Source organism: Fictibacillus phosphorivorans (assembly GCF_001629705.1).
GTDB classification, from domain to species: Bacteria; Bacillota; Bacilli; order Bacillales; family Fictibacillaceae; genus Fictibacillus; species Fictibacillus phosphorivorans_A.
In genome coordinates, this window is record NZ_CP015378.1 from 1,576,022 (window position 1) to 1,600,261 (window position 24,240).

Here is a 24,240-nt window from a genome sequence, read left to right on the forward strand (position 1 = left end):
AGCAGGATTTTTTTTTTTGTACACGAATAATACTTGTAGTGGTGAAAAGTGGAGCGTTGTGGTAGATTTAGGGGAGAAAGTGGGGTGATCATATGTTCATGGGAGAGTATCAGCACAGCATCGACGAAAAAGGACGTATGATCATCCCCTCCAAGTTTCGTGAAGAACTAGGCACAGAGTTTATCTTAACTCGCGGATTGGATCAATGTGTATTCGGCTATCCTTTAAATGAGTGGAAAGTCATAGAGGAAAAACTGAAGAGTTTGCCATTCACTAAAAAGGATGCACGTGCATTTACTCGTTTTTTCTTTTCTGGAGCTGCTGAGTGTCAGTTAGATAAACAGGGAAGAGTAAACATTGCATCTCCGCTCAGAGACTATGCAAAACTAGAAAAGGATTGCGTAGTGATAGGTGTGTCGAATAGAATTGAAATTTGGAGTAAATCAATTTGGGAAGAATACTTCTCAAAGTCAGAAGACTCATTTGGAGAAATTGCAGAGAGTCTGATGGATTTTGATTTATAACCCTTAAGTTTATAGCAGAGAGGAATTTTCCATGTTTGACCATATAACCGTATTAAAACAAGAATCAGTAGATGCTTTACACGTGAGACCAGATGGAATTTATGTTGATTGTACGTTAGGTGGGGCAGGTCATAGTGCACTTATTCTGTCTCAATTAGAAACTGGCCATCTATACGCATTTGATCAAGATGACATAGCTATTGAAAACGCCCGTCAGGTTCTAAAGGAACATGAAGGAAAGTATACGATTATTCGCAGTAATTTCCGTCATATTAAAGAAGAGCTTTCTAAACGTGGCATACATAAAGTAGATGGCATCCTGTTCGATTTAGGTGTCTCTTCTCCACAACTAGACGAAGCGGATAGAGGGTTTAGCTACCAGCATGACGCTGAGCTTGATATGCGAATGGATCAATCAAGTGATCTTACAGCAAAAGAAGTTGTAAATGAATGGTCGTTCAATGAGCTGATGAAGATCATCTCAAGGTATGGCGAAGAAAAATTCGCTAAACAGATCGCTAGAAAGATTGAAGCAGCTCGTGAGAAAAAAGAGATTCAAACAACGGGTGAACTTGTCGAAATAATAAAGGACGCTATACCTGCTCCTGCAAGAAGAACAGGTGGACATCCTGCAAAACGAACGTTCCAAGCCATTCGTATTGCTGTAAATGATGAATTGAACGCTTTTGAAGATGCTTTGCAAGATTCCATTGAACTATTAGATGTGGGTGGCAGGATTGCAGTTATCACCTTCCATTCTTTAGAAGATCGTGCGTGTAAGAATATACTTAAAAAAGCAAGCACAGGTCCGGAACTCCCTCCAGGTCTGCCGGTTATACCAGAAGAATACAAACCAGAATTAAAACTCATCACAAGAAAACCGATCGTACCTACAGACGATGAGCTTGAAGAAAACAGAAGATCACGCTCAGCAAAATTGAGGGTCGCTGAAAAACAAAAATAGAGAGGAGAGCTAAAGTGAGCAATTTAGCCTATCAAGTTCAAAAACAACAAGTACAATTACAGCCAGAAAGAAATCCAAAACCGGTACAGCAACCATCACCATCTCGAAAGATATTTACAAAAGGTGAAGTCGTTTTATGGGGAGCTATGGGGGTCGTCTTAATTGCTGGATTGATTTGGCTCATTTCTCTATACGCGTCTGTTTATCAGGCCACTGCTAAAGTTGAGAGTATTCAAAAGGACCTTACTGCTGAAACAAAGATCGTTGAAGATTATCATCTTCAAGTTACAGAACTAAGTAATCCGGAACGCATCATGAAATTGGCAAAGAAACAAGGGTTTATCTTTGACGATAAGAACGTTAAAGTGGTTCAGGACTAAAAAGCAGGTGTTGTTATGAAATTAAAAAGAAAAAATGTTGGAGCAGGTATTCTGATGGTTGTGTTTACCGTGCTCTTTTTTGTATTAACGAGTAAGTTCTTTCTAGTGGCTTCTTCTCAATCTGCAGAAGGAGTAGATCTAATCGAATATGGTAAAAGAAAATGGATGAAGAGTGATGTTTTAGATGCAAAACGAGGGACCATGTTTGATCGAAACGGTGAAGTGATAGCCCAAGACATTCCTTCATACAGCGTAATAGCTATTCTCGATAAAAAGTATCCCAATCATATTAAAGACCCAGAAGAAGCAGCTGAAAAACTTTCGAAAGTCTTGGATTCTGATAAGGAAGACCTAGAAGAACTATTGAGTAAAGAAGGAAGATTTCAAGTAGAGATTCCGTCTGGAAGAAAAGTGTCTTATCGTAAAAAAGAACAGATCGAAAAGATGAAGATTCCTGGTGTTGATTTTTTAAGAGAATCTAGACGCTATTATCCAAACCAAAGCTTCGCAGCTCATGTGTTAGGGTACACGGGTAATGGTGAAGATGGTGTTCAGACTGGTCTGATGGGGCTTGAAAAATCACTAGATAAGTATTTAAAAGAAAAGGATGGCAAGATTTCCTTTGTTGGTGATGCGTTCAGTCGAGCGATTCCAGCGAATAAAGAATCGATCACACCACCGAAACATGGTCAGGATATTTATTTAACACTGGATGAAAAGATTCAACTTTATTTAGATGAAGCTGTGCAAGAAGCAGCTAAAAAATATAAACCTGAAAAGATCACTGGTATTGTTGCTGATCCAAAAACAGGAAGAATTCTCGCGATGAGTAATTCACCTAGTTTTAATCCGAACAAAAAGGATATAAAAAACTATACGAACTTTGCTGTTTCTTATCCATTTGAGCCAGGATCCACTATGAAGATCTTTACCTTAGCAGCCGCTATCGAGGAAGGTAAATATAACGGTAATGAGGTGTTCCAATCTGGTTCGTATAAGCTTCCGAACATCGGAAGACCGATCTATGACCATAATAAAAGAGGATGGGGACCGATCACTTATAACGAAGGAGTTCAAAACTCTTCAAACGTTGCCTTCTCTAAACTTGTACGTGAGAAACTAGGTTATGAGAAATATAGAAGTTACCTATCTAAATTTGGTTTAGATCAAAAGACGAATATTGATCTACCGAATGAGAAGAGCGGATCCATTCTTTACAACTATGAGATAGAAAAAGTAACCACTGCGTTTGGACAAGGAACCACGATCACGCCAATTCAACAGATTCAAGCGGCAACAGCTATTGCCAATGGCGGTAAGATGATGCGACCATACGTGATCGACAAGATCATGGATCCAGAAACGAAGAAGACGGTGTTATCGAATGAACCGAAAGTAGCAGGTAAACCGATCTCTGAGAAAACTGCAAAACAAGTAAGAGATATATTAGAAACAGTAGTAACAGATGGAACGGGTAAACCTTATATGATCGACGGTTATAGCGTAGCCGGAAAGACAGGAACAGCACAGATCGTAGGAAAAGACGGGAAATACATTTCTGGTTGGGGAGAGAACGTGTTCTCTTTCTTGGGGATGGCTCCTAAAGATGATCCTAAATTGTTAGTCTATGTGGCTGTGGAACGTCCAAAGGTTGAATTCCCTGAGATGGGTTCTACGCCTGTTGCAAATATTTTTACAAGTGTAATGAAAAGCGGGCTTCAATATTTAAACATTCAGCCTGAAGCCAAAGTAAATGATAAGTCCTCTAAAGTTAAAAAATCGTACGGCAAAGAATTACCAGATTATACAGGTCAGTCGGCTGAAAAAGCCAAAAGTGATCTAGAAAAGCTTGGCATGCAAGTTTCCATCATTGGTTCTGGTAATGATATCATCAACCAAGAACCATATGAAGGTGCTTATGTGATGAAAGGTGAAAGAGTCATCTTAAGAACGTCAGGTGATGCAAAAATGCCTGATGTTAAAGACTGGTCTTACATGGATATCTTAAGGATCAGTAAACTTCTTGGATTGAAAGAAACCATAACGGGAAGTGGATTTGCAGTAAAACAAAGCATTAAACCTGGAAACCCTGTTAAAGAAGGAGATTTCTTTGTTGTTCAACTAGAACCACCTAAAGTGACAGAATCAGAAACAGATGCTGAAGAAGAAGAGAATGCGGAAGAAACAGGATCTTCAGAAGAACCGTCAGAAGAGGAAGATCTGCCGGTAACAGACTAAATGTTCTAGGCGCTTGTGTACAAGCATATATTTGAAACGAGACATACAAGGGAGGTATTGTGTGTGCGAGTTTCGAATGTAACTGTACGCAGGCGCTTAATTTTTGTTCTTGTTTTTGGAATAGCTTTCTTTTTTGTCATTTCGGTAAGACTTGGCTACGTTCAATTTGTGCTTGGAGATATGTTGACAGATCAAGCGCTTGATTCATGGAGTAGAGACATACCCTTTGAACCAAAAAGAGGGAAGATCTTAGATCGAAATGATGTGGTACTCGCAACAAATATTAGTGCTCCAACCGTTTTTGTCGTTCCAAGACAGATAAAGGAACCAGATGAAACAGCTGAAAAATTGGCTGCTTTGTTAAATATATCAAAAACAGAAGTGTATCAAAGGCTTACGAAGAAAGCCTCAATCGTGAGAATTGATAATGGAGGACGAAAAATCAGCAATGCGAAAGCAAAAGAAGTGGAAGCATTGAACCTGTCAGGTGTCTTTGTTGCAGAAGATAGTAAAAGGCATTACCCGTATGGTTCTTATCTTTCTCATGTGTTGGGTTTTGCTGGGATTGATAGCCAAGGGCTCACAGGCCTAGAACTATATTATGATGAGCAGCTGAATGGAGAAAAAGGTCATATCTCTTTCTTCTCGGACGCAAGGGGACGAAGGATGCCATCATTATCGGACAAGTATGAGAAACCGAAAGATGGATACGATCTTCGATTAACGACAGATTCACGTGTTCAAACCATTATTGAAAGAGAGCTTGATATTGCTCAAGCTACTTATGACCCAGATGGAGCGATCGCTATTGCGATGAATCCGAATACGGGAGAGATTCTGGGCATGAGCTCACGCCCTGATTTTGACCCGGAAGAGTATAAGCGTGTTTCACCAGAAGTCTACAATCGAAATCTACCAGTATGGGCACAGTATGAACCTGGTTCTACCTTTAAGATCATTACTCTTGCTGCTGCACTCGAAGAAGATAAAGTTGACTTAAATAAAGATCATTTTCACGATCCTGGATCGATCGAAGTTGCAGGGAGAAAGCTTAAATGTTGGAAAGCAGGAGGCCATGGCAGTCAGAGCTTTTTAGAAGGCGTTCAGAACTCTTGTAACCCGGGATTTGTGATCCTTGGTCAACGATTAGGTAAAGATAAACTCTTTGAATATATTAAAGACTTTGGGTTTGGGGAAAAGACAGGTGTTGATTTGGCTGGGGAAGGTAGAGGAATCTTATTCTCATTAGATCGCGTTGGTCCACTTGAGCTTGCTACAACCGCGTTCGGACAAGGTGTTTCTGTTACTCCGATTCAACAAGTAGCTGCCGTGTCTGCGGCCGTAAACGGTGGTTATCTGTACGAACCCTATATAGCTAAAGAATTAGTTGATCCTATTACAGGGAAAGTAGTGAGTAAGCAGACTCCGAAACTGAAGAGAAAAGTGATCTCTGAAAAAACGTCAAAAGAAGTTAGACGCGCATTAGAAAGTGTTGTAGCTCAAGGAACAGGGAAGAATGCATTCGTAGATGGTTATCGGGTTGGAGGGAAAACGGGAACTGCCCAAAAGGCAGAAGGTGGTGTCTATTTAAAGAATAACCATATCGTTTCCTTTATCGGGATGGCTCCTGCTAATAATCCTGAGATCGTTGTTTATGTTGCAATCGATAATCCGAAAGAAACGCTCCAGTTTGGTGGAATCGTGGCTGCACCAATCGTAGGAAATATTATTGAAGATAGTCTTTCTGCTATGGGTGTTAAAAAGCAGAAAGATCAGATAGAAAAAGAGAAAACATGGCTAGATGCTCCAGAAGTAGTCGTTCCAGATTTAGTTGGGAAACAAACGAAAGAGCTGACGAACCTCTTGTATAATCTTAAAATTGAGACTTCTGGAAAAGGGAATTACATCGTACAGCAAGCTCCAAAAGCTGGTGTGAAGCTTGAAGCTGGTAAGACGATTCGTTTATTTTTGGGTGACAAAAAAGAAGTGGAAGATTAAAATAAAGAATGTACACATAGCCAAGCGCGGAATCTTGCTTGGCTTATTTTCTTTAAAGATGCATATCAAACGCTCTATCATAGAAAGATATTACTTTTGCTCACTCGTCTTCAAGTGATATAAGATAACACAAAAAGACGCTTTCTATGAGCTACAACAAATATGCGAAACTAAACTATTTAAAAATTAATGCTTAACAATGATTAGAGGAGAGATCAGGATTAATGGAATTAAAAGAACTGCTTACATATTTAGTGAACTATGAAATGGATATCCAAGCCAATCCTGAAATTACCTCCATTGAAATGGATTCCAGGAAAGCTGGAGAAGGGTGTCTTTTTGTTTGTATGGAAGGACTTCTGTTTGATGGACATGATTTTGCAGAAGCTGTCGCTAAAAATGGTGCTGCTGCTATTTTAGCTGAGAAAGATATCGATGTTAACATTCCGGTTATTAAAGTGAAAAATACCAAGAAAGCTCTTGCTGTACTAGCGGATGCCTTTTATGGTCATCCTTCGCAAAAGCTTCATCTGATCGGAATTACTGGTACGAACGGGAAGACAACAACATCGCATCTCATCGAAAAAGTCTTGAGAGATGCAGGGAAAAGCACGGGAATGATCGGGACGATCGAGATGAAGATCAAAGATCAAAGCTTTAAGGTAGCAAATACTACACCTGATTCATTATTTTTGCAGAATGCGTTTTATCAGATGACTGAACAAAAAGTTGAGGCTGCTGTTATGGAAGTGTCTTCACATGCTCTCGTTCAAGGCAGAGTATGGGGTTGTGACTTTAATATCGCTGTTTTCACAAACTTGACACAAGATCATTTGGACTACCATAAAAATATGGAAGAATACCAGTATGCAAAGAGTCTTCTGTTTTCTCAAATGGGTAATACTTATAACAAATCAGATCGTAAAGTGGCAGTGCTTAATAATGACGATCCAGCTTCAAAGATGTTTGAAAGAGTAACTTCTGCACAGGTTATTTCTTATGGAATTGATAATGATAGCGACGTTCGGGCGACCAATATAACGATTGGATCTCAAGGAACTTCGTTTTCATTGCAAACACCTGTTGGATCAAGAGATGTTACGTTGAAGCTGATCGGAAAGTTCTCCGTTTATAATGTACTTGCAGCAACTACAGCATGTTTGTTATCAGGATTAGATTTGGATCAAATCCTTACAAGTCTAAAAGACGTAACAGGAGTTTCTGGCAGATTTGAACCTGTTATCGCGGGTCAAGATTATACGGTGATCGTTGACTACGCACATACGCCAGATAGCTTAGAGAATGTTCTAAGAACCATTAAAGAATTCGCTACAGGGAAAATAACAGCGATTGTTGGGTGTGGTGGTGACCGTGACAAAACAAAGCGTCCACTCATGGCAGGAATTGCAGCTAACTTAGCTGATCATGCGATCTTCACAAGTGATAATCCAAGAACAGAGGATCCTCTTCAGATCTTAAAAGATATGGAAGAGGGCGTAGACGAAGGGAATTATGTGACTATCCCTGATCGTAAAAAGGCAATTGAATATGCGGTTGAACAGGCTAGTGCAAACGATGTTATACTAATAGCCGGTAAAGGTCATGAAACGTATCAAATCATTGGTAAAGACATATTAGATTTCGATGATCGAATCGTTGCAAGGGAAGCAATTAAGGCGGTGAAAAAATGAAATTAGATTTTAAAGAACTGGTCTCATTAGCAGATCGTACGAGTGGAAAGTATGAAAACCTCATATTAGAGGGTGTTTCTAAAGATACAAGACTTAAAAGTGAGAATGCACTTTACTTACCTATAGCTGGTGAGCGATTTGATGGTCATGATTTTTTATTAAATGCGATTGAACAAGGTTGTACAGCTACGGTCTGGGAAGAAGGAAAAGATCTTCCAGAAGGATTATCAGAAGATTTTCCTATTCTTTATACAAAAGATACAGTGACGTTTTTGCAAGAGGTTTCTAAATATTACTTGAAGAAAATCAACCCTGTTGTTGTAGCTGTAACGGGCAGTAACGGTAAAACAACTACAAAAGATATGATTGAAAGTGTTTCTTCTGAAAACTTTAAGACATTTAAAACACAGGGAAATTACAACAATCATATAGGTATGCCTTTAACCATTCTAGCGATGGAGGATACTACAGAAGTTCTCATTCTAGAAATGGGTATGAGTAATTATGGAGAGATATCTCTTTTAAGTAAGATCGCAGAGCCAGATGTTGCTGTTATTACGAATATCGGTGAAAGCCATCTCGAACAACTCGGTAGTCGTGAAGGAATTGCAAAAGCGAAACTTGAGATCGCAGATGGTTTAAAACAAGGTGGGCTGTTTATCATCGATGGAGATGAACCGCTTCTTTCACATGTAAAAGGTGAGAACGTGTTACAAGTTGGTTTTGGAGATTCAAATACACTGAAGTTATCTAACCTTAAGACAGATGTACATGGTGTAACGTTTTCTTTAGAAGAAGGTACGACCGTGTATCGCATACCGATGCTCGGACGTCATAATATTAAAAATGCAGCATATGCCATCGCTGTAGGGCATTACTTGAATATAGAAGAAAATAAGATACTAGAAGGACTTGAGAATCTTAAAGTTACTTCCATGCGTCTTGAAATGAAAAGCGGCAAGAAGGAAACACTTCTTATCAACGATGCCTACAACGCTAGTCCAACGAGTATGATTGCAGCGTTAGAAACACTGGCTGAACTGAAGGATTACTCTAAAAAGGTCGCTGTCCTCGGAGATATGTATGAATTAGGCTCAAATGAAGAAGAGATGCATCGAAACATAGCGAAGCATGTGGATGATACGATTTCTCATGTGATATGTGTAGGGCAAAAAGGTGCCTGGATTGCAGATGAATTAATGAAACATAAAAATGAAGACCTTGAAGTTATTCAATGTCTGACAAAAGAAGAAGCGGAAGAACCAATAACTAGATTATTATCAAAAGACACTGCTATTCTTTTTAAAGCATCAAGAGGGATGGTATTAGAAACCCTAGTCTCGAAATTTGTAGAGAAAGAACAGGAGTCGAAAAAATGATTGAGCAAGTCTTATTATTTACATTAGTAGCATCCTTCTTAATAGCGGTATTAAGTTCACCCTTTTTCATCCCGTTTTTAAGAAGGTTGAAATTTGGGCAGAGCATTCGTGATGAAGGCCCAAAATCTCACCAAAAAAAGCAAGGAACACCCACGATGGGCGGGATTGTTATCGTCTTAGCCCTCGTTATCGCAACCTATGCGATGACTGCTAAGTTTTTTGCAGTTACAGCAGAAACCCATCTGCTAATCCTCGTTACATTAGGATATGGACTTATTGGCTTTTTAGATGATTTTATTAAAGTAGTTAAGAAAAGAAATCTCGGTTTAACATCGAAGCAAAAATTAGTAGGGCAATTAATCATTGCGGCTCTTTTCTTCTTAGGCTTAAGAGCGATTGATTTTTCAACGGAAATTTCAGTTCCCGGAACAGATTTCTCGTTTGATCTAGGATGGTTTTACCCAGTATTAGTTGTATTCATGTTAATCGGTGCTTCTAATGCAGTAAACCTAACGGATGGATTGGACGGATTGTTGGCAGGAACAGCAGCTATTGCTTTTGGTGCATTCGCTGTCTTGTCTTCTACTATTCTTCAATTTGAAGCTGCTATCTTTTGTGTTGCTGTTGTTGGTGCTGTACTTGGCTTTTTAGTTTTTAATGCACACCCAGCTAAAGTGTTTATGGGAGATACTGGATCACTCGCTTTAGGTGGTGCGATTAGTGCGGTCGCAATCTTAACCAAGCTTGAGATTTTGCTTGTTATTATTGGTGGAGTTTTTGTAATCGAAACACTTTCTGTAATGATTCAAGTAGCTTCATTTAAGTTAACTCGTAAGCGCGTATTTAAGATGAGCCCGCTTCATCATCACTATGAATTGTCAGGTTGGAGTGAATGGCGCATCGTTGTTACATTTTGGCTTGTAGGTTTGGTATTTGCAGCACTAGGAATTTATTTAGAGGTGTGGGTATAAATGAAGGACACTACGTTTTTTAAAGATAAAAAGATTTTAATCGTAGGATTAGCTAAGAGCGGTTTTGCTGGTGCAAAACTGCTTCATTCGTTTGGGGCTCATCTAACAGTGAACGACAAAAGCCCGAGAGAAGGAAATGTAGAAGCAGAAAAACTGGAGAAGCTTGGAATTGAAGTGGTTTGTGGAGATCATCCGCTGACATTGCTAGATAGCCAGTTGGACTTTATTGTAAAAAATCCAGGAATTCCTTATCAAAATCCTTTAATCGATGAAGCGGTCAAAAGAAACATTCCTATATATACTGAAGTGGAAATAGCAGGTATGATTTCAGACGCATCCATTATTGCGATTACTGGTTCAAACGGCAAGACGACAACCACTACCCTTGTTGGTGATATGTTAAAAAACAGTGATAAGACACCAATCGTAGCAGGTAATATCGGTACTGTTTTCTCCGAGGTTGCTGCCGAATCTACTGAGAAAGATATATTAGTAGCCGAACTTTCTAGCTTTCAGTTAATGGGAACAGAGCGTTTCAAGCCACAGATTGCCGTTTTTCTGAATCTGTTTGAAGCACATTTAGATTATCACGGTTCTCTTGATGAATATGGAAAAGCAAAAGCTAAGATCACTGAGAACCAAGATTGCTCTGATTATATAATCTATAACGCGGATGATGAACGTGTCTCATATTTAATGAAGAGCTCTAAAGCTAAACATATCCCATTTTCTGTTAAAGAAAAATATGAGGGTGGGGTCTATGTGGAAGATGGTGCACTCCATTTTCAGGATCAAAAAGTTATTGATCTAAGTGAAATCGTCTTACCAGGTAAACACAATCTATCTAATATTATGGCAGCTGTAGCCGCTTCTTTATTAGCTGGCGCAACATTAGAACAGATCCGTCAAGTACTAACTTCGTTTCCGGGAGTTAAACACCGTCTCCAATATGTAGGAGAGCTTAATGGAAGACGTTTCTATAATGATTCGAAAGCCACGAACATATTAGCGACGAATGCCGCGTTATCTGCATTTGAACAACCTGTAATCTTACTAGCAGGTGGCCTTGATCGTGGAAATTCTTTTGATGATCTGCTTCCATCACTAAAAAATGTAAAAGCAATCGTTACTTTTGGTCAAACAGCTGATAAATTAGCGGAAACAGCGAAACAAGCAGGAATAGAAACAATAAAACGTGCTGATAATGTGGAAGATGCTGTTCCCCTTGCGTACCGTTTATCTAGCGAAGATGATGTAATATTGTTATCCCCTGCATGTGCAAGCTGGGATCAATATAAGACATTCGAACAAAGAGGGGACATGTTTATCAACTCTGTGCATAAACTTAAATAAGGTTTGTACAAATAAGAAGAGTTGAGGTGTTTCCCTTTGCCTGCAACGAGATCAACCCCTGATATCATAATGATTGTAGTTACGCTTATGTTGTTATCGATCGGTATAATAATGGTTTATAGCGCGAGTGCAGATTTAGGGCTATACAAGTTTGATGATGCGTTCTTTTTTGCAAAGCGACAATTGTTATTTGCCGGTGTGGGAATTGCAGCGATGTTTTTTATCATGAACATCAATTACATGACGTGGAGAGTCTGGTCTAAGATTCTTCTGATCATTTGTTTTGTATTGTTGATCGCTGTTCTTATTCCAGGTATCGGTATGGTGCGAGGCGGTGCAAGAAGTTGGATCGGTGTGGGTGCTTTTTCCATACAGCCGTCTGAATTTATGAAACTTGCCATGATTACATTCTTAGCTAAGTATTTATCAGAGCATCAAAAAAAGATCACTTCACTGAAAAAAGGTTTAGTGCCTACTCTAGGATTAGTGATGATCGCTTTTGGAATGATCATGCTTCAACCAGATCTAGGAACCGGAGCTGTGATGGTCGGAACTAGTATCGTGATGGTTTTTGTTGCAGGTGCGCGTATCTCTCATTTTGTAGGGATGGCTTTGATCGGTCTAATCGGACTTGCAGGGCTAATCATATCTGCTCCTTATCGAATCAAGAGGATAACTTCATTCCTTGATCCTTGGAGTGATCCTCTAGGTAGTGGGTTTCAGATTATCCAGTCACTCTATTCTCTCGGTCCAGGTGGATTGCTTGGACTAGGCTTAGGGCAGAGTAGACAAAAATTTGGTTATCTCCCTGAACCGCAAACGGACTTTATCTTTGCGATTCTCTCAGAAGAGCTCGGTTTTATTGGTGCTGTTTTTGTATTAATCCTCTTTAGCCTTCTCTTATGGCGCGGAATCAGAATCGCTTTAGGAGCTCCAGATCTATTCGGCAGCTTTTTAGCGATAGGAATCATAGGAATGGTCGCTATACAGGTGATGATTAATATTGGAGTTGTGACAGGATTGATGCCTGTAACTGGAATAACACTTCCATTTTTGAGTTATGGAGGATCCTCATTAACTCTAATGCTCGCATCAATAGGAGTAATCCTCAATATTAGCCGGTATTCAAGGTATTAATACTTGAGTTTCAAAGGAAATTCTCTTATTCTAAACATAGCGATTTAAAGACGTTACCCTGTCAATTATGGCAGGGTAACTTCTTTTTCTATATTTGTTTTTTAATGTTATTGTTTCTTATAAGTTAGTCTCTGCTCTTAAATTCTTGTCTTCTAGACAGTTGATTGAAGTGGAGGGTGCGAGACTCCTGCGGGACAGGCGGGCAGGTGAGACACTTATACGAGAAACGTACGAATGTGGCTCACCGCCTGCCCCGCGGAAAGCGAGCATCCTGTAACGTAAATCAACCACGTTCAAGAGCGACAATGATAATCAGATGTCGTTTTTCAAAAATAAGAAACAAAATCGTTAGTTCTGACGAATACTACTTTGTCGATGTTTAAGGACATTGAAAACATGGAAAAGATTAACGCATAGCATATAAATAGAACGATGCGTATGAACGTAGGGGGTTTTTAATGATGTATAGCCAATTAGCTGAGAAATTAAAAAGTGAAGATTTAGGTACTGTCCTAGTAAACGAACCATTAAAAAATCACACCACATTAAAAATTGGTGGGCCAGCTGATCTTTTTTATGAACCGAAAGATATTGAAAGTCTAAAAAAAGCTTTAGGTTATATTAAAGAAGCAAACGCACCGATACGTGCAATCGGAAGAGGATCTAACCTGTTAGTTGCTGATGGGGGAATAGAAGGTGTTGTCATTAAAGTAGGGGAGGGGATCAACCACCTTGAAAAAGAGGATACCAAGATCAGAGTTGGCGGTGGATATTCACTCATTCCGCTTGCAACCCTAATGTCACGTGAAGCTTATACGGGTCTAGAGTTTGCAGCAGGTATTCCGGGCTCGGTGGGCGGAGCTGTGTTCATGAATGCAGGTGCGCATGGATCAGATATGTCAAAGATCGTTGAGAAGGCTTTAATACTATTACCTAATGGTGAGCTTACATGGCTTTCTAATGAAGAGCTTAAATTCTCTTATCGTACTTCTGTTCTTCAAGAGACAGGTGGAATCTGTGTTGAAGTCATCCTCGTTTTGGATAAAGGGGATAAAGAAACGATAATGGCCGAGCTTAAGAAAAATAAAGATTATCGCAGAAACACTCAGCCGTGGAACTTTCCATGTTGTGGTAGTGTGTTCCGTAATCCTCTCCCTAATTATGCAGGACATCTTATTGAAACATCGGGACTTAAAGGAACACAAGTAGGTGGAGCACAAGTTTCTGAGATGCACGCTAATTTCATTGTGAATACTGGAGATGCAAAAGCAAAAGACGTGCTAGATCTTATCAGTTATATACAAAAAACAATTAAAGAAAAGCATGGTGTTGAACTTCATACAGAAGTTGAGATCATTGGTAGAAATGATTAACAAAAAATTGGATAAATAGTGCTGAATTGCGGCTTATCCGTGCTATAATACAAAGAACAAGAAAAAATTAACTTTTGACGTTTCGAAACGAACCATACATTTCGTTATCTTCTGACAGTTGGACTGTTATCAGTACCTTTTGAAGACTTGGCGTCTATCTGCCAAGTTCTTTTATTTCTGTCAACCGTTAATGTTTCTTGTACTAACTTATAAAACGGAGGAAGAGGATGGACAAGGTAAAGGTTGTCAAGATTGAGGACCGAATTCCGAAGCTGAAAGAACACCGCAAACAAAAAGCAAATCGTCGTCTTATTTATTACTTGTCCTTTTTCTTCCTGTTATTGTTGGTCGTCGTTTATTTTCAATCTGATCTAAGTCATGTGAAGAAAATTACCGTCTCAGGCAACTATTTTGTAACCGACAATGAAATTCTTGAAAAAAGTGAAATTTCAACAAAGACAAAGTACTTAAATGTATCTGAGGATGAAATGATGGAGCGACTTGAGGAAATCTCAGAAATCAGTTCTGTTTCCATCCAAAAGAAGTTTTTTAACCAAGTTATAATTAAAGTGAGTGAGTTTCAACGAGTCGGGTATTTCAGGAAAGAGAATCTATACTATCCGATGCTTCAGAACGGGAAGATGTTAGAACCTTTGAAGAAAAATGAGAGACCTGTGAATGCACCTGTAATCGTCAGCTGGAAGGATCCAGAACAATTAGAGATGATGGCACAGGAACTGCAAAAACTACCTGAAGGAATCATTCATCGAATATCTGAGATCACACATACACCTGCTGCCAACAGTTCAAATCAACTAACGTTGTTTATGACGGACGGTAACAAAGTGGTGACGACGATCTCTAAGTTCTCAGATAGGCTGACAGCGTATCCGTCTTTAGTCAGCGAACTTAAACCTGAGGAAAAAGGAACATTTTATTTAGGAATCAGCACACGTTTTGAACGATACAACCAAGTGGAGGAAAGTAATGAGCAAAATTAAAGGGACGCATCTTTTCCTATCTTTAATCCTTCTCGTTACCGGGTTCATACTATCTTTCTCCTATCAGAGAACACAGATCGAAAAGCAAAATGTTGTAGAGAACAATGAATGGAAAAAAGAAGATTCATTGCGAAGCCAAATCTTAAATCTTCAAAAAACAAACAGAGAATTAGCAGGCGACCTTCAAAGTCTGCAACAAAATGTTGAGAAGAAAGAAAACAAGCTGGCAGATCAAGAGGAGATCTCTTCTAAACTAGTAGAAGATTTGAAAGAGCTCAGAATGGTAGTAGGAAACGTGAAAGTGAAAGGGGAGGGGGTAGAAGTTACCCTTCAAGATTCCTCCTATATACCGGAAGGGGAGAACCCTAACGATTATATCGTCCATGAAGAACATATTAGAAGTGTCATTGACGAACTTCACGTATCAGGTGCGGAAGCCATTGCGATAAACGGTCAAAGGATCTCACATGATACGTATATCGCTTGTATCGGTCCTGTCGTTTCAGTGGATGGTAACCAATACCCTGCACCTTTTGTGATTACAGCAATTGGGAATTCCACAACCCTAGAGAAATCTTTGAATCTATACATCGTTGATAAAATTGTAACGGATGGTGTAGAAGTGAGAGTGGAGCAAGAAAGCGCGATCGAGATGGAGCCATTTATAACAGAAGAGGGATGAGTTAGTTGAAAGAGAGACAATTCATGTTCGCAACAATTGCCCTCATACTTGGCGGAATGCTGGCGATCCAATTTGAGACCACAAACAATCCTGTTGTTCGGGATACTCGAGATTTATGGGAATTAAGAGCTGATTTGGAAAAAGAAAAACAGCGTCAGCAGGAGCTTAATGAGGAATTTGAACGCTACAGTGAACTTCTAAACCAATACAAAGGTAACGGGAAAGACGAAAAAATCCAGGCAATGGAAAAAGCACTAGGTGATTTAAAAAAACAAGCAGGATTAACGACGATTAGCGGACAAGGAATCGTGATAACGATCGAACCTTTTAATGAAGAGCTAATTGGAGTAGGTCAACCTGTTCCTAAAATAGATCCTGATATGCTTAGAAGACTTGTAAATGAATTAAACCGATACGATGCGAAGGAGATCAGCATCGATGGACAACGTATCGTATCGAAAACCCCGATCCGGGAAGTGAATGGAAACATTTACATAAACAATGAGCCTGTTTCTTCATTTCCGATTGAAATCAGAGTTTTGGCAAAAGACAACGAGAAACTTCAGCAAAAGATTATTGCTTCACCAGCCGTTGAAGAATTTATTCGTGAAAATTTTCTTGTAGAATCTAAACAAACAGCTAAAGTTATTTTGCCAGCTTTCGATAAAGATATGAAGGTGAAGTTTATGAAACCGGCAAAGGAGGAAACGTAAGATGTGGTTGCCGGTACTTGGACTGCTATTAGGTCTGTTATTAGGTTTCATGTCTGATATCCGGGTCCCTCCAGAATATGCAAACTACTTATCCATTGCTGTCTTAGCTGCACTTGATACCCTATTCGGCGGTATACGTGCACATCTTCAAGGCAGTTTTGAAGATAAAGTGTTCATTACTGGTTTTTTCTTTAACATTTTATTGGCTGCAGGGCTTGCATACTTAGGGGTGCACCTAGGTATAGACCTGTATCTAGCAGCTATCTTTGCATTTGGTGTTAGGCTGTTTAATAATATCGCAGTTATTAGACGCTTAATCATTTCAAAATGGTCAGATTCACGCAAAAAGGCCTAAAAAATTTGAAAAAACGGTAAAAAAAAAGAGGGATAACCCGTTGTTTGTGGAATTTATTCCATAATTAAGCGCAAATCAAGGGATTTTTAAAAAAATTAGAAGATTTATTGGATGAAAGGTAAGGAGGTGCCACAGAATGAACAGCAATGAAATTTATGTAAGTTTAGACATCGGTACATCCAATATTAAAGTGATCATTGGAGAAATGACTAGTGAGTCCTTTAATGTAATTGGTGTTGGCCATGCAAAATCAGCTGGAATCAGAAAAGGTTCCATTGTAGATATTGACGAAACTGTTCGTTCCATTAGAAAAGCCGTAGAGCAAGCAGAAAGAATGTTAGGTATTCCGATTAACGCTGTCATTGTAGGTGTAAAAGGAAACCATATACAGCTTCAACCTTGCCACGGTGTAGTTGCGGTATCAAGGGAAGACCGAGAAATTGGTGATGAAGACATTGCTAGAGTAATAGAGGCAGCTCAAGTTATGTCAGTGCCTCCAGAACGCGAAATTATAGATGTGATTCCTCGACAATTTATTGTCGATGGTACAGATGAGATTATTGATCCACGAGGCATGCTAGGTGTACGCCTTGAGATGGAAGGAACCGTAATAACGGGCTCCAAAACGATCTTACATAATTTATTACGATGCGTAGAACGAGCTGGACTTACAGTGGCGGACATTTGTTTAGAGCCATTGGCAACATCATCGATCGCACTTTCACGTGATGAGATGGAGCTTGGTGTAGCACTGATCGATATTGGTGGGGGTTCTACTACACTATCTGTTTTTGATCAAGGAACCATGCAGTTAACATCCGTTCTTCCGATAGGTGGAGACTTTATCACAAAAGATATTTCCATCGGATTAAGAACTTCTGCTGAAGATGCAGAGAAGATTAAGCTGAAGCATGGTCATTCTTTCGTGGATTATGCGTCAAAAGATGAGACATTCACCGTATCGCAAATTGGATCTTCACAAGAACAAGAAATCTCGCAATACGAACTCTCGTTAATTATTGAAGCTCGTATGGCTGAAATATTTGAGATGATTGATGATGAATTGCATCAGCGTGGATATTCCGAACTGCCAGGTGGTTTTGTTATTACAGGCGGAGTTGCTGCAATTCCAGGAGTACTTGAACTCGCTCAAGATATCTTCCAGCAGAACGTACGCGTTTCATTGCCAGATTATATCGGAGTTAGAGAACCGAAGTTTACAGCGGGAGTTGGATTAATCCAATTCACTCACAAAAATATTAAAGTTCAAGGAAAAGAAGTTGCTACTGCGTTAGTTGATAACGCTGGAGAACCTTTACCTAAAAAGAAGCAACAATCCAGCCAAAAATCGGGACAAGAAAAACAATCCGGTGGCATGAAATCAAAAGTCAAAGACTGGTTTGGTTTATTTTTTGAATAACATTAAGGAACTAGTCATTAGGAGGAACGCTCATGTTAGAGTTTGATATGAATATGGATCAATTGGCGACAATTAAAGTAATTGGTGTTGGTGGCGGTGGAAGCAACGCTGTTAACCGTATGATCGAACACGGTGTACAAGGTGTAGAATTTATCTGTGTAAATACAGATGCTCAAGCTCTGAACCTTTCTAAAGCACCTGTAAAAATGCAAATCGGTACGAAATTAACAAGAGGACTAGGTGCAGGTGCAAATCCTGATATCGGTAAAAAAGCTGCTGAAGAAAGCCGCGAGCAGATCGAAGAGGCACTTAGCGGTGCTGATATGGTCTTCGTAACAGCTGGTATGGGTGGCGGAACAGGAACTGGTGCAGCACCTGTAGTCGCAGAGATCGCTAAAGATCTTGGTGCCCTTACAGTGGGTGTTGTAACAAGACCGTTCACTTTTGAAGGCCGTAAGCGTTCTACACAAGCGGTAGGTGGAATCTCTGTACTTAAAGAAAAAGTTGATACACTTATTGTCATTCCGAATGATCGTTTGTTAGAGATCGTAGATAAAAATACTCCTATGCTTGAAGCTTTCCGTGAAGCGGATAACGTACTTCGTCAAGGTGTACAAGGTATCTCAGATTTAATCGCTGTACCAGGATTGATCAACCTTGACTTTGCCGATGTAAAAACAATCATGACGGAACGCGGATCTGCACTGATGGGTATTGGTGTAGGTACTGGTGAGAACCGTGCCGCTGAAGCTGCGAAAAAAGCTATTTCATCTCCACTTCTTGAAACATCAATCGATGGAGCAAAAGGTGTATTGATGAACATTACAGGTGGAGCAAACTTAAGTCTTTACGAGGTAAATGAAGCTGCAGATATCGTTTCATCTGCTTCAGATCCTGAAGTAAACATGATCTTTGGTTCCGTAATTAACGAAGAACTAAAAGATGAGATTCTAGTTACAGTTATCGCAACTGGATTTGATGAAACTGAAAAGATGGTGAACAACCAACAGAGAGCTGAGCGTCCTAGAATGCAGCAAGCTCCAACATCTAATCAGTCTCATTCGACTCAAACTCAATCACAACCACAAAGCCAGTCTCAAGGGCAATCTCGTGAAGAGAGCCAAGAATCAAGAAATACTTCTTACACGAATGCTGATTCAGATACGCTTGATATTCCAACATTCTTGCGTAACCGCAGCCGTAACAGAAGAAGATAAATACAAAAACGAAAGCATGTTCTCTATTTTAGAGAGCATGCTTTTTTGTTTTGTTAGTAGTTGATCTCCGCTCCAGGTTGCTCGCTTTCCACGGGGCGTGCGGTGAGCCTCCTGTCTAGTTGCAGTGACTAGCCCCTCGAGGTCAAAAGATAAACGGTCAAGAAGGCAAATTATGCCTTCCAAGCCCATTTACCTTTTGCTTGTCGGAGCTGAACGAGTCACTTCCATTTTTCTGACTGCCGCTTTGCGCCTTTAGGAGTCTCCACCTGTCTGGTTACAGTGGCTAGCCCCTCGAGGTCAAAAGTTAAACGGTCAAGAAGGCAAAGTGCGCCTTCCTAGCCCATTCAACTTTTGCTGGTCGGGGCTGAACGAGCCACTTCCACATTTCGTACTGACCGCTCGTCCCGTAGGAGTCGGCAACCATACGCTCCCATCAACATGCAAAGGAAGAGAATAAAAATAGATAAAACATTTAAAGCAATAACTCTATGGAAAACAGCTTTTCAAAAAATTATTCCCCTTGTCTTTTTCTACAACAGGCATATTGACAAGTAGAATGATGCTACAGAGAGATTTATAAAATGCTTCATTGAACAGTTAATTGGAGTGGAAGGTGGGAGACTCCTGCGGGACAGGCGGGCAGGTGAGACACTTATACGTGAAACGTACGAATGTGGCTCACCGCCTGCCCCGCGGAAAGCGAGCACCTGAAACGGAAATTAACCACTTCCAAAAACAACAAAGCTAACGTAAAATGTTTTAGATTTTGTCATATTCTTGTCCGAAAAGCGTATATCTAACATATAAGTTATTTTGACAAAAATAGAGAAAATAAGAACTTTACTTCTCTCATAAACTGACAGACTTTCAAACAACCTATACGTTATACTGATTTCAAAATTAAGAAAGGAGAAAACCAATGACCCTTTATTTGGATGTCATTTGGTTTCTTAATTTCTGCATTGATTATGTTTTGATCTCTCTGACAGCGTATGTGCTAAAGCGCAATGCATCGAAAAAGAGAATCCTATTTGCTTCTTTATTAGCTTCAAGTTATGTGTTGTTAGTCATATTCCCAGAACTTATGTTATTTTCACAACCAGTCATGAAATTTATCCTATCCGTTTTCATCATGATTGTGGCCTTTGGATTTAAGCGTTTTAAATTTGTCATGAAAAATATCGCCATGTTTTATTTCGTTTCTTTTGTTACGGGTGGAGGTATTTTCGGTCTCCATTATTTTATGCAGAGTGATGCTGTGATTATGAATGGTGTTATCACAACAAAAAGTTCAGGGATGGGTGACCCGGTCAGCTGGCTGTTTGTTGTAGTGGGTGTTCCTCTTCTTTGGTACTTCTCAAAGAAACGAGTAGATGATATTTCTGTGGAAAAAATGGATTCCAACAGTCTTGTCAAAGTTTCTATAAAAATTGATCAAACTATAATTTCTGCAAATGGCCTTATTGATACCGGAAATAAATTATATGATCCTATTTCTAAAATGCCCGTTATGATTCTTGATATGAACAAACACGGTGACTCATTTCCAGAAGTTATCCGAACCGCTGCCAAAGATGTTCTAGCAATGAATACCGATGATAATGAGCATCCTTGGCTGAATAGACTTCGAGTCGTACCGTACCGTGCAGTTGGACATCAGCAGTTTTTAGCTTGTTTGAAACCAGATACCGTTGAAATTGAAAAAGATGGTGTATCTTTTGCATCTCCACAATGCCTCATAGGCTTGAGTTGGACTGTTTTGTCTAGTGAAGGACAGTTTGATGCGATCGTTCATCCTAAGATGTCCATGCAACATGTACAAGCGTCTTAAACGGCAATAGATAAATCCGTAAAAAATGTACCTGATTCACATTAAAAGTATGTTCAACAATAGTTATTTGTGAAAAACAACTAATAAAGATCATGTGGAAGGGGAGTTATGATGTTTAATAAGTGGCGTTTAAAGATGACGATGTATTGGTATAAGTTACTGTTTAAGTTAGGGCTGAAGTCAGATGAGATTTATTATATAGGTGGAAATGAAGCCTTACCGCCTCCACTTAGTAAAGAAGAAGAAGCGGTTCTGCTTGAAAAGCTTCCTTCTGGTGACCAAGCTGCTAAATCTCTTTTGATCGAAAGAAACCTTCGTCTTGTTGTTTACATTGCACGAAAGTTTGAGAATACAGGGATTAACATTGAAGATTTAATCAGTATAGGAACGATAGGCTTGATTAAAGCTGTAAACACGTTCAATCCAGAAAAAAAGATCAAGCTCGCCACTTATGCTTCCAGGTGTATTGAGAACGAAATCTTGATGTATTTACGCCGGAACAACAAGACTCGTTCAGAAGTTTCATTTGATGAACCGTTAAATGTGGATTGGGATGGAAACGAACTTTTACTCTCAGATGTTCTAGGTACAGAGGACGACATCATTACACGAAGAATTGAGGCTAATGTAGATCGTAAACTCTTATTAAAAGCTCTTTTTACATTGAACGATCGTGAAAAGCAAATCATGGAACTTCGCTTCGGTCTTTCTGGCGGCGAAGAAAAAACACAAAAAGATGTGGCCGATATGCTCGGTATTTCTCAGTCTTATATTTCGAGATTAGAAAAAAGGATCATAAAGAGACTTCAAAAAGAATTTAATAAAATGGTTTAGCATTTATTCTATATAGGTTTTGAATTGTTTTTACCATTTTCTCTAAAATGACAATTGCATAAATTTCCCTCCGTTCGGTGATACTTAATTTGAAATTAGCTCCCGGCAGGAGGGAAAAGACTTGACAAGAAATAAAGTTGAGATTTGCGGAGTTGACACATCAAAGCTTCCTGTTTTAAAAAATCCAGAGATGCGTATTCTTTTTGATAAAATGCATAAAGGTGATCCTGATGCACGCGAAACTTTGGTTAACGGAAACCTCAGACTCGTTCTGAGTGTCATTCAACGGTTCAACAACCGCGGAGAGCACGTAGATGATTTATTTCAAGTAGGGTGTATTGGGCTGATGAAGTCCATAGACAATTTTGATCTAGGTCAGAATGTTAAGTTTTCAACCTATGCAGTACCGATGATCATTGGTGAGATTCGCCGATATCTTCGAGACAATAACCCGATAAGAGTTTCTAGAAGCTTAAGGGATATCGCATATAAAGCACTGCAAGTTCGAGATCAGCTTATGAACAAACTATCTCGGGAGCCAACCGCACAACAGATTGCAGAAGCTCTAGATGTACCGAAAGAAGAAGTGGTCTTTGCACTTGACGCCATCCAAGATCCAGTTTCACTATTTGAGCCGATCTACAATGACGGCGGTGATCCGATCTTTGTGATGGATCAAATCAGCGATGATAAAGCAAAAGACATGCAGTGGATTGAGGAGATCGCTTTAAAAGAAGGAATGCGACGTTTGAATGATAGAGAAAAGATGATCTTAACGATGCGATTCTTTCAAGGGAAAACGCAAATGGAAGTAGCGGATGAGATCGGAATATCACAAGCACAAGTATCGAGACTTGAAAAAGCAGCGATCTCTCAAATGAATAAAAACATCCAAAGCAGTTAAAACCCGTTTTCACGGGTTTTTTTATTTTTGGACAGAAACATGAAATAGCTTTGTCCTTCATATACTGAAAGAAGAAAGGCGGGGATCCTAGATGAATAAGATATCAGATTTTCAAGTCAAAGATGTGGTTAACGTAGCAAATGGGAAAAAGCTCGGTCATATAGCTGATCTTGAAATCAACTTAAATACAGGTAAGATAGATGCGATCATCATCCCTGGTGCTGGAAAGATGCTTGGTTTTTTTGCTAGAGAGAACGACATCGTGATTCCTTGGAGAAATATTGTTAAGATCGGTGCAGATGTCATTCTTGTTAGACATATGGAAGCTAGCGAACTAAATGAATATGTTAAAGAACCGTTTGATCAATTGAAATAAACGGTTCTTTTTTCTTTCTTGCTTAAAATTGTGGTAAAATAAAGATAAAACTTTCCAGGAGGAATACATACAGATGAACACATTTGAACGCTCTGGAAAGCATCTTGCAATACAGAGTTGGCAAAAGATAAATTCTAATCTTATAGCTGGTTTCACAACACGTGAGGGCGGGAATAGTACAATGCCCTTTCATTCTATGAACATGGGCTTTCATGTGAATGACAATCCAGATATGGTACGAAAAAACCGCAAATTATTTGCAGATGAGATCGGTTTTTCAGTTGAAAATTGGGTAGGCTCTAAACAAGTTCATGCTAAAAATATTGTAAAGATAACGAAAGAAGACAGAGGTTTAGGTGCTTTAGATTTCGAAACAGCAATACCAGATGCGGATGGATTATATACATCAGACGAAAATATTCTTTTAACATCCCTTTATGCGGACTGTGTTCCTCTCTACTTTTATTCACCCAACGATAACTTAATCGGACTCGCACATGCGGGGTGGAAAGGAACCGTTGCGAAGATCGGTCCATCAATGATCACCATGTGGCAAGATAAAGAGAATGTTGACGTAAAGTCGGTATTAGCTGCGATTGGTCCTTCTATAGGACAATGTTGTTATGAAGTAGATGATGTAGTGATAAATGAAGTAAATATAGCGCTAGGCGTAGATAATGTAGACAAGGTGTATAAGAAGAATGAAGCAGGAAACTATCAATTAAACTTAAAAAAATTGAATGAGGTCCTTCTTTTAAGAGCTGGAGTATTGCCTGAAAATATGATCGTTTCCGATCAATGTACGAGCTGTCAGAACGACGTGTTCTTTTCACATCGTAAAGACAGGGGCAAGACAGGAAGAATGATGAGTTATATAGGCAGGAAAGGGGATTAATTAA

General features: G+C 39.4%; 22 protein-coding genes. All 22 read left to right on the forward strand.

Going from position 1 to position 24,240, the window contains the following annotated elements:
- The first annotated feature begins 92 nt into the window (after positions 1 to 92).
- Positions 93 to 524 carry a division/cell wall cluster transcriptional repressor MraZ gene (mraZ, locus tag ABE65_RS08120; RefSeq protein ID WP_066393436.1) on the forward strand — a complete coding sequence of 144 codons (432 nt, stop codon included), beginning with the start codon at positions 93 to 95 and terminating at the stop codon, positions 522 to 524.
- Positions 525 to 555: 31 nt separating this feature from the next.
- Complete coding sequence (gene rsmH / locus ABE65_RS08125; protein WP_066393439.1) at positions 556 to 1,488, forward strand: 16S rRNA (cytosine(1402)-N(4))-methyltransferase RsmH; 933 nt, start codon at positions 556 to 558, stop codon at positions 1,486 to 1,488.
- A gap of 14 nt (positions 1,489 to 1,502) precedes the next feature.
- A complete protein-coding gene (ftsL, locus tag ABE65_RS08130) occupies positions 1,503 to 1,868 on the forward strand; it encodes a cell division protein FtsL (RefSeq protein ID WP_066393441.1) in 366 nt (121 codons plus the stop codon).
- Between the two features lie 15 nt (positions 1,869 to 1,883).
- Positions 1,884 to 4,106, forward strand: a complete 2,223-nt coding sequence (locus tag ABE65_RS08135; RefSeq protein WP_066393443.1) for a penicillin-binding protein — start codon at positions 1,884 to 1,886, stop codon at positions 4,104 to 4,106.
- A 63-nt stretch (positions 4,107 to 4,169) separates the two neighbouring features.
- On the forward strand, positions 4,170 to 6,104 hold the full coding sequence (locus ABE65_RS08140) for a stage V sporulation protein D (protein WP_066393444.1): 1,935 nt from the start codon (positions 4,170 to 4,172) through the stop codon (positions 6,102 to 6,104).
- 224 nt (positions 6,105 to 6,328) lie between these two features.
- On the forward strand, positions 6,329 to 7,795 hold the full coding sequence (locus ABE65_RS08145; RefSeq protein ID WP_066393445.1) for a UDP-N-acetylmuramoyl-L-alanyl-D-glutamate--2,6-diaminopimelate ligase: 1,467 nt from the start codon (positions 6,329 to 6,331) through the stop codon (positions 7,793 to 7,795).
- Complete coding sequence (locus ABE65_RS08150; protein WP_066393447.1) at positions 7,792 to 9,174, forward strand: UDP-N-acetylmuramoyl-tripeptide--D-alanyl-D-alanine ligase; 1,383 nt, start codon at positions 7,792 to 7,794, stop codon at positions 9,172 to 9,174. The genes ABE65_RS08145 and ABE65_RS08150 overlap by 4 nt, the downstream gene beginning before the upstream one ends.
- Positions 9,171 to 10,145 carry a phospho-N-acetylmuramoyl-pentapeptide-transferase gene (gene mraY, locus ABE65_RS08155; protein WP_066393448.1) on the forward strand — a complete coding sequence of 325 codons (975 nt, stop codon included), beginning with the start codon at positions 9,171 to 9,173 and terminating at the stop codon, positions 10,143 to 10,145. The genes ABE65_RS08150 and mraY overlap by 4 nt, the downstream gene beginning before the upstream one ends.
- On the forward strand, positions 10,146 to 11,498 hold the full coding sequence (murD, locus tag ABE65_RS08160) for a UDP-N-acetylmuramoyl-L-alanine--D-glutamate ligase (RefSeq protein WP_066393450.1): 1,353 nt from the start codon (positions 10,146 to 10,148) through the stop codon (positions 11,496 to 11,498).
- A gap of 69 nt (positions 11,499 to 11,567) precedes the next feature.
- On the forward strand, positions 11,568 to 12,635 hold the full coding sequence (gene spoVE, locus ABE65_RS08165; protein WP_416202872.1) for a stage V sporulation protein E: 1,068 nt from the start codon (positions 11,568 to 11,570) through the stop codon (positions 12,633 to 12,635).
- Positions 12,636 to 13,093: 458 nt separating this feature from the next.
- Entirely contained in the window at positions 13,094 to 14,008 is a 915-nt protein-coding gene (gene murB, locus ABE65_RS08170; RefSeq protein ID WP_231887871.1) for a UDP-N-acetylmuramate dehydrogenase, read from the forward strand.
- 227 nt (positions 14,009 to 14,235) lie between these two features.
- Positions 14,236 to 15,009, forward strand: a complete 774-nt coding sequence (locus ABE65_RS08175) for a cell division protein FtsQ/DivIB (protein ID WP_066393454.1) — start codon at positions 14,236 to 14,238, stop codon at positions 15,007 to 15,009.
- A complete protein-coding gene (locus ABE65_RS08180; protein WP_197480349.1) occupies positions 14,996 to 15,691 on the forward strand; it encodes a DUF881 domain-containing protein in 696 nt (231 codons plus the stop codon). The genes ABE65_RS08175 and ABE65_RS08180 overlap by 14 nt, the downstream gene beginning before the upstream one ends.
- Before the next feature lie 5 nt (positions 15,692 to 15,696).
- Complete coding sequence (locus tag ABE65_RS08185; protein WP_082861353.1) at positions 15,697 to 16,404, forward strand: DUF881 domain-containing protein; 708 nt, start codon at positions 15,697 to 15,699, stop codon at positions 16,402 to 16,404.
- Position 16,405: 1 nt separating this feature from the next.
- Positions 16,406 to 16,759 carry a small basic family protein gene (locus tag ABE65_RS08190; protein ID WP_066393455.1) on the forward strand — a complete coding sequence of 118 codons (354 nt, stop codon included), beginning with the start codon at positions 16,406 to 16,408 and terminating at the stop codon, positions 16,757 to 16,759.
- 136 nt (positions 16,760 to 16,895) lie between these two features.
- Entirely contained in the window at positions 16,896 to 18,179 is a 1,284-nt protein-coding gene (ftsA, locus tag ABE65_RS08195) for a cell division protein FtsA (RefSeq protein ID WP_066393457.1), read from the forward strand.
- 32 nt (positions 18,180 to 18,211) lie between these two features.
- On the forward strand, positions 18,212 to 19,396 hold the full coding sequence (ftsZ, locus tag ABE65_RS08200; protein ID WP_066393461.1) for a cell division protein FtsZ: 1,185 nt from the start codon (positions 18,212 to 18,214) through the stop codon (positions 19,394 to 19,396).
- 919 nt (positions 19,397 to 20,315) lie between these two features.
- Positions 20,316 to 21,227 carry a sigma-E processing peptidase SpoIIGA gene (gene spoIIGA, locus ABE65_RS08205; RefSeq protein WP_066393463.1) on the forward strand — a complete coding sequence of 304 codons (912 nt, stop codon included), beginning with the start codon at positions 20,316 to 20,318 and terminating at the stop codon, positions 21,225 to 21,227.
- Positions 21,228 to 21,338: 111 nt separating this feature from the next.
- Positions 21,339 to 22,061, forward strand: a complete 723-nt coding sequence (sigE, locus tag ABE65_RS08210) for an RNA polymerase sporulation sigma factor SigE (protein ID WP_137789730.1) — start codon at positions 21,339 to 21,341, stop codon at positions 22,059 to 22,061.
- Positions 22,062 to 22,182: 121 nt separating this feature from the next.
- On the forward strand, positions 22,183 to 22,965 hold the full coding sequence (sigG, locus tag ABE65_RS08215) for an RNA polymerase sporulation sigma factor SigG (protein ID WP_066240567.1): 783 nt from the start codon (positions 22,183 to 22,185) through the stop codon (positions 22,963 to 22,965).
- Positions 22,966 to 23,056: 91 nt separating this feature from the next.
- Entirely contained in the window at positions 23,057 to 23,341 is a 285-nt protein-coding gene (locus tag ABE65_RS08220; RefSeq protein WP_066289211.1) for a YlmC/YmxH family sporulation protein, read from the forward strand.
- Positions 23,342 to 23,414: 73 nt separating this feature from the next.
- The gene (gene pgeF / locus ABE65_RS08225; RefSeq protein ID WP_066393469.1) at positions 23,415 to 24,236 is read left to right on the forward strand and encodes a peptidoglycan editing factor PgeF; all 822 of its coding nucleotides are present in this window, start codon (positions 23,415 to 23,417) and stop codon (positions 24,234 to 24,236) included.
- Positions 24,237 to 24,240 lie beyond the last annotated feature (4 nt).

Bases quoted from the DNA above. Each gene is read 5' to 3' on its own strand.
- ftsA (WP_066393457.1), top strand. From the start codon at position 16,896: ATGAACAGCAATGAAATTTATGTAAGTTTAGACATCGGTACATCCAAT.
- mraZ (WP_066393436.1), top strand. From the start codon at position 93: ATGTTCATGGGAGAGTATCAGCACAGCATCGACGAAAAAGGACGTATG.
- spoIIGA (WP_066393463.1), top strand. From the start codon at position 20,316: ATGACCCTTTATTTGGATGTCATTTGGTTTCTTAATTTCTGCATTGAT.
- murD (WP_066393450.1), top strand. From the start codon at position 10,146: ATGAAGGACACTACGTTTTTTAAAGATAAAAAGATTTTAATCGTAGGA.
- ABE65_RS08190 (WP_066393455.1), top strand. From the start codon at position 16,406: ATGTGGTTGCCGGTACTTGGACTGCTATTAGGTCTGTTATTAGGTTTC.
- mraY (WP_066393448.1), top strand. From the start codon at position 9,171: ATGATTGAGCAAGTCTTATTATTTACATTAGTAGCATCCTTCTTAATA.
- sigE (WP_137789730.1), top strand. From the start codon at position 21,339: ATGTTTAATAAGTGGCGTTTAAAGATGACGATGTATTGGTATAAGTTA.
- rsmH (WP_066393439.1), top strand. From the start codon at position 556: ATGTTTGACCATATAACCGTATTAAAACAAGAATCAGTAGATGCTTTA.
- ABE65_RS08175 (WP_066393454.1), top strand. From the start codon at position 14,236: ATGGACAAGGTAAAGGTTGTCAAGATTGAGGACCGAATTCCGAAGCTG.
- spoVE (WP_416202872.1), top strand. From the start codon at position 11,568: ATGATTGTAGTTACGCTTATGTTGTTATCGATCGGTATAATAATGGTT.
- ABE65_RS08145 (WP_066393445.1), top strand. From the start codon at position 6,329: ATGGAATTAAAAGAACTGCTTACATATTTAGTGAACTATGAAATGGAT.
- pgeF (WP_066393469.1), top strand. From the start codon at position 23,415: ATGAACACATTTGAACGCTCTGGAAAGCATCTTGCAATACAGAGTTGG.
- ftsZ (WP_066393461.1), top strand. From the start codon at position 18,212: ATGTTAGAGTTTGATATGAATATGGATCAATTGGCGACAATTAAAGTA.
- murB (WP_231887871.1), top strand. From the start codon at position 13,094: ATGATGTATAGCCAATTAGCTGAGAAATTAAAAAGTGAAGATTTAGGT.
- ABE65_RS08150 (WP_066393447.1), top strand. From the start codon at position 7,792: ATGAAATTAGATTTTAAAGAACTGGTCTCATTAGCAGATCGTACGAGT.
- ABE65_RS08135 (WP_066393443.1), top strand. From the start codon at position 1,884: ATGAAATTAAAAAGAAAAAATGTTGGAGCAGGTATTCTGATGGTTGTG.
- ABE65_RS08180 (WP_197480349.1), top strand. From the start codon at position 14,996: ATGAGCAAAATTAAAGGGACGCATCTTTTCCTATCTTTAATCCTTCTC.
- ABE65_RS08220 (WP_066289211.1), top strand. From the start codon at position 23,057: ATGAATAAGATATCAGATTTTCAAGTCAAAGATGTGGTTAACGTAGCA.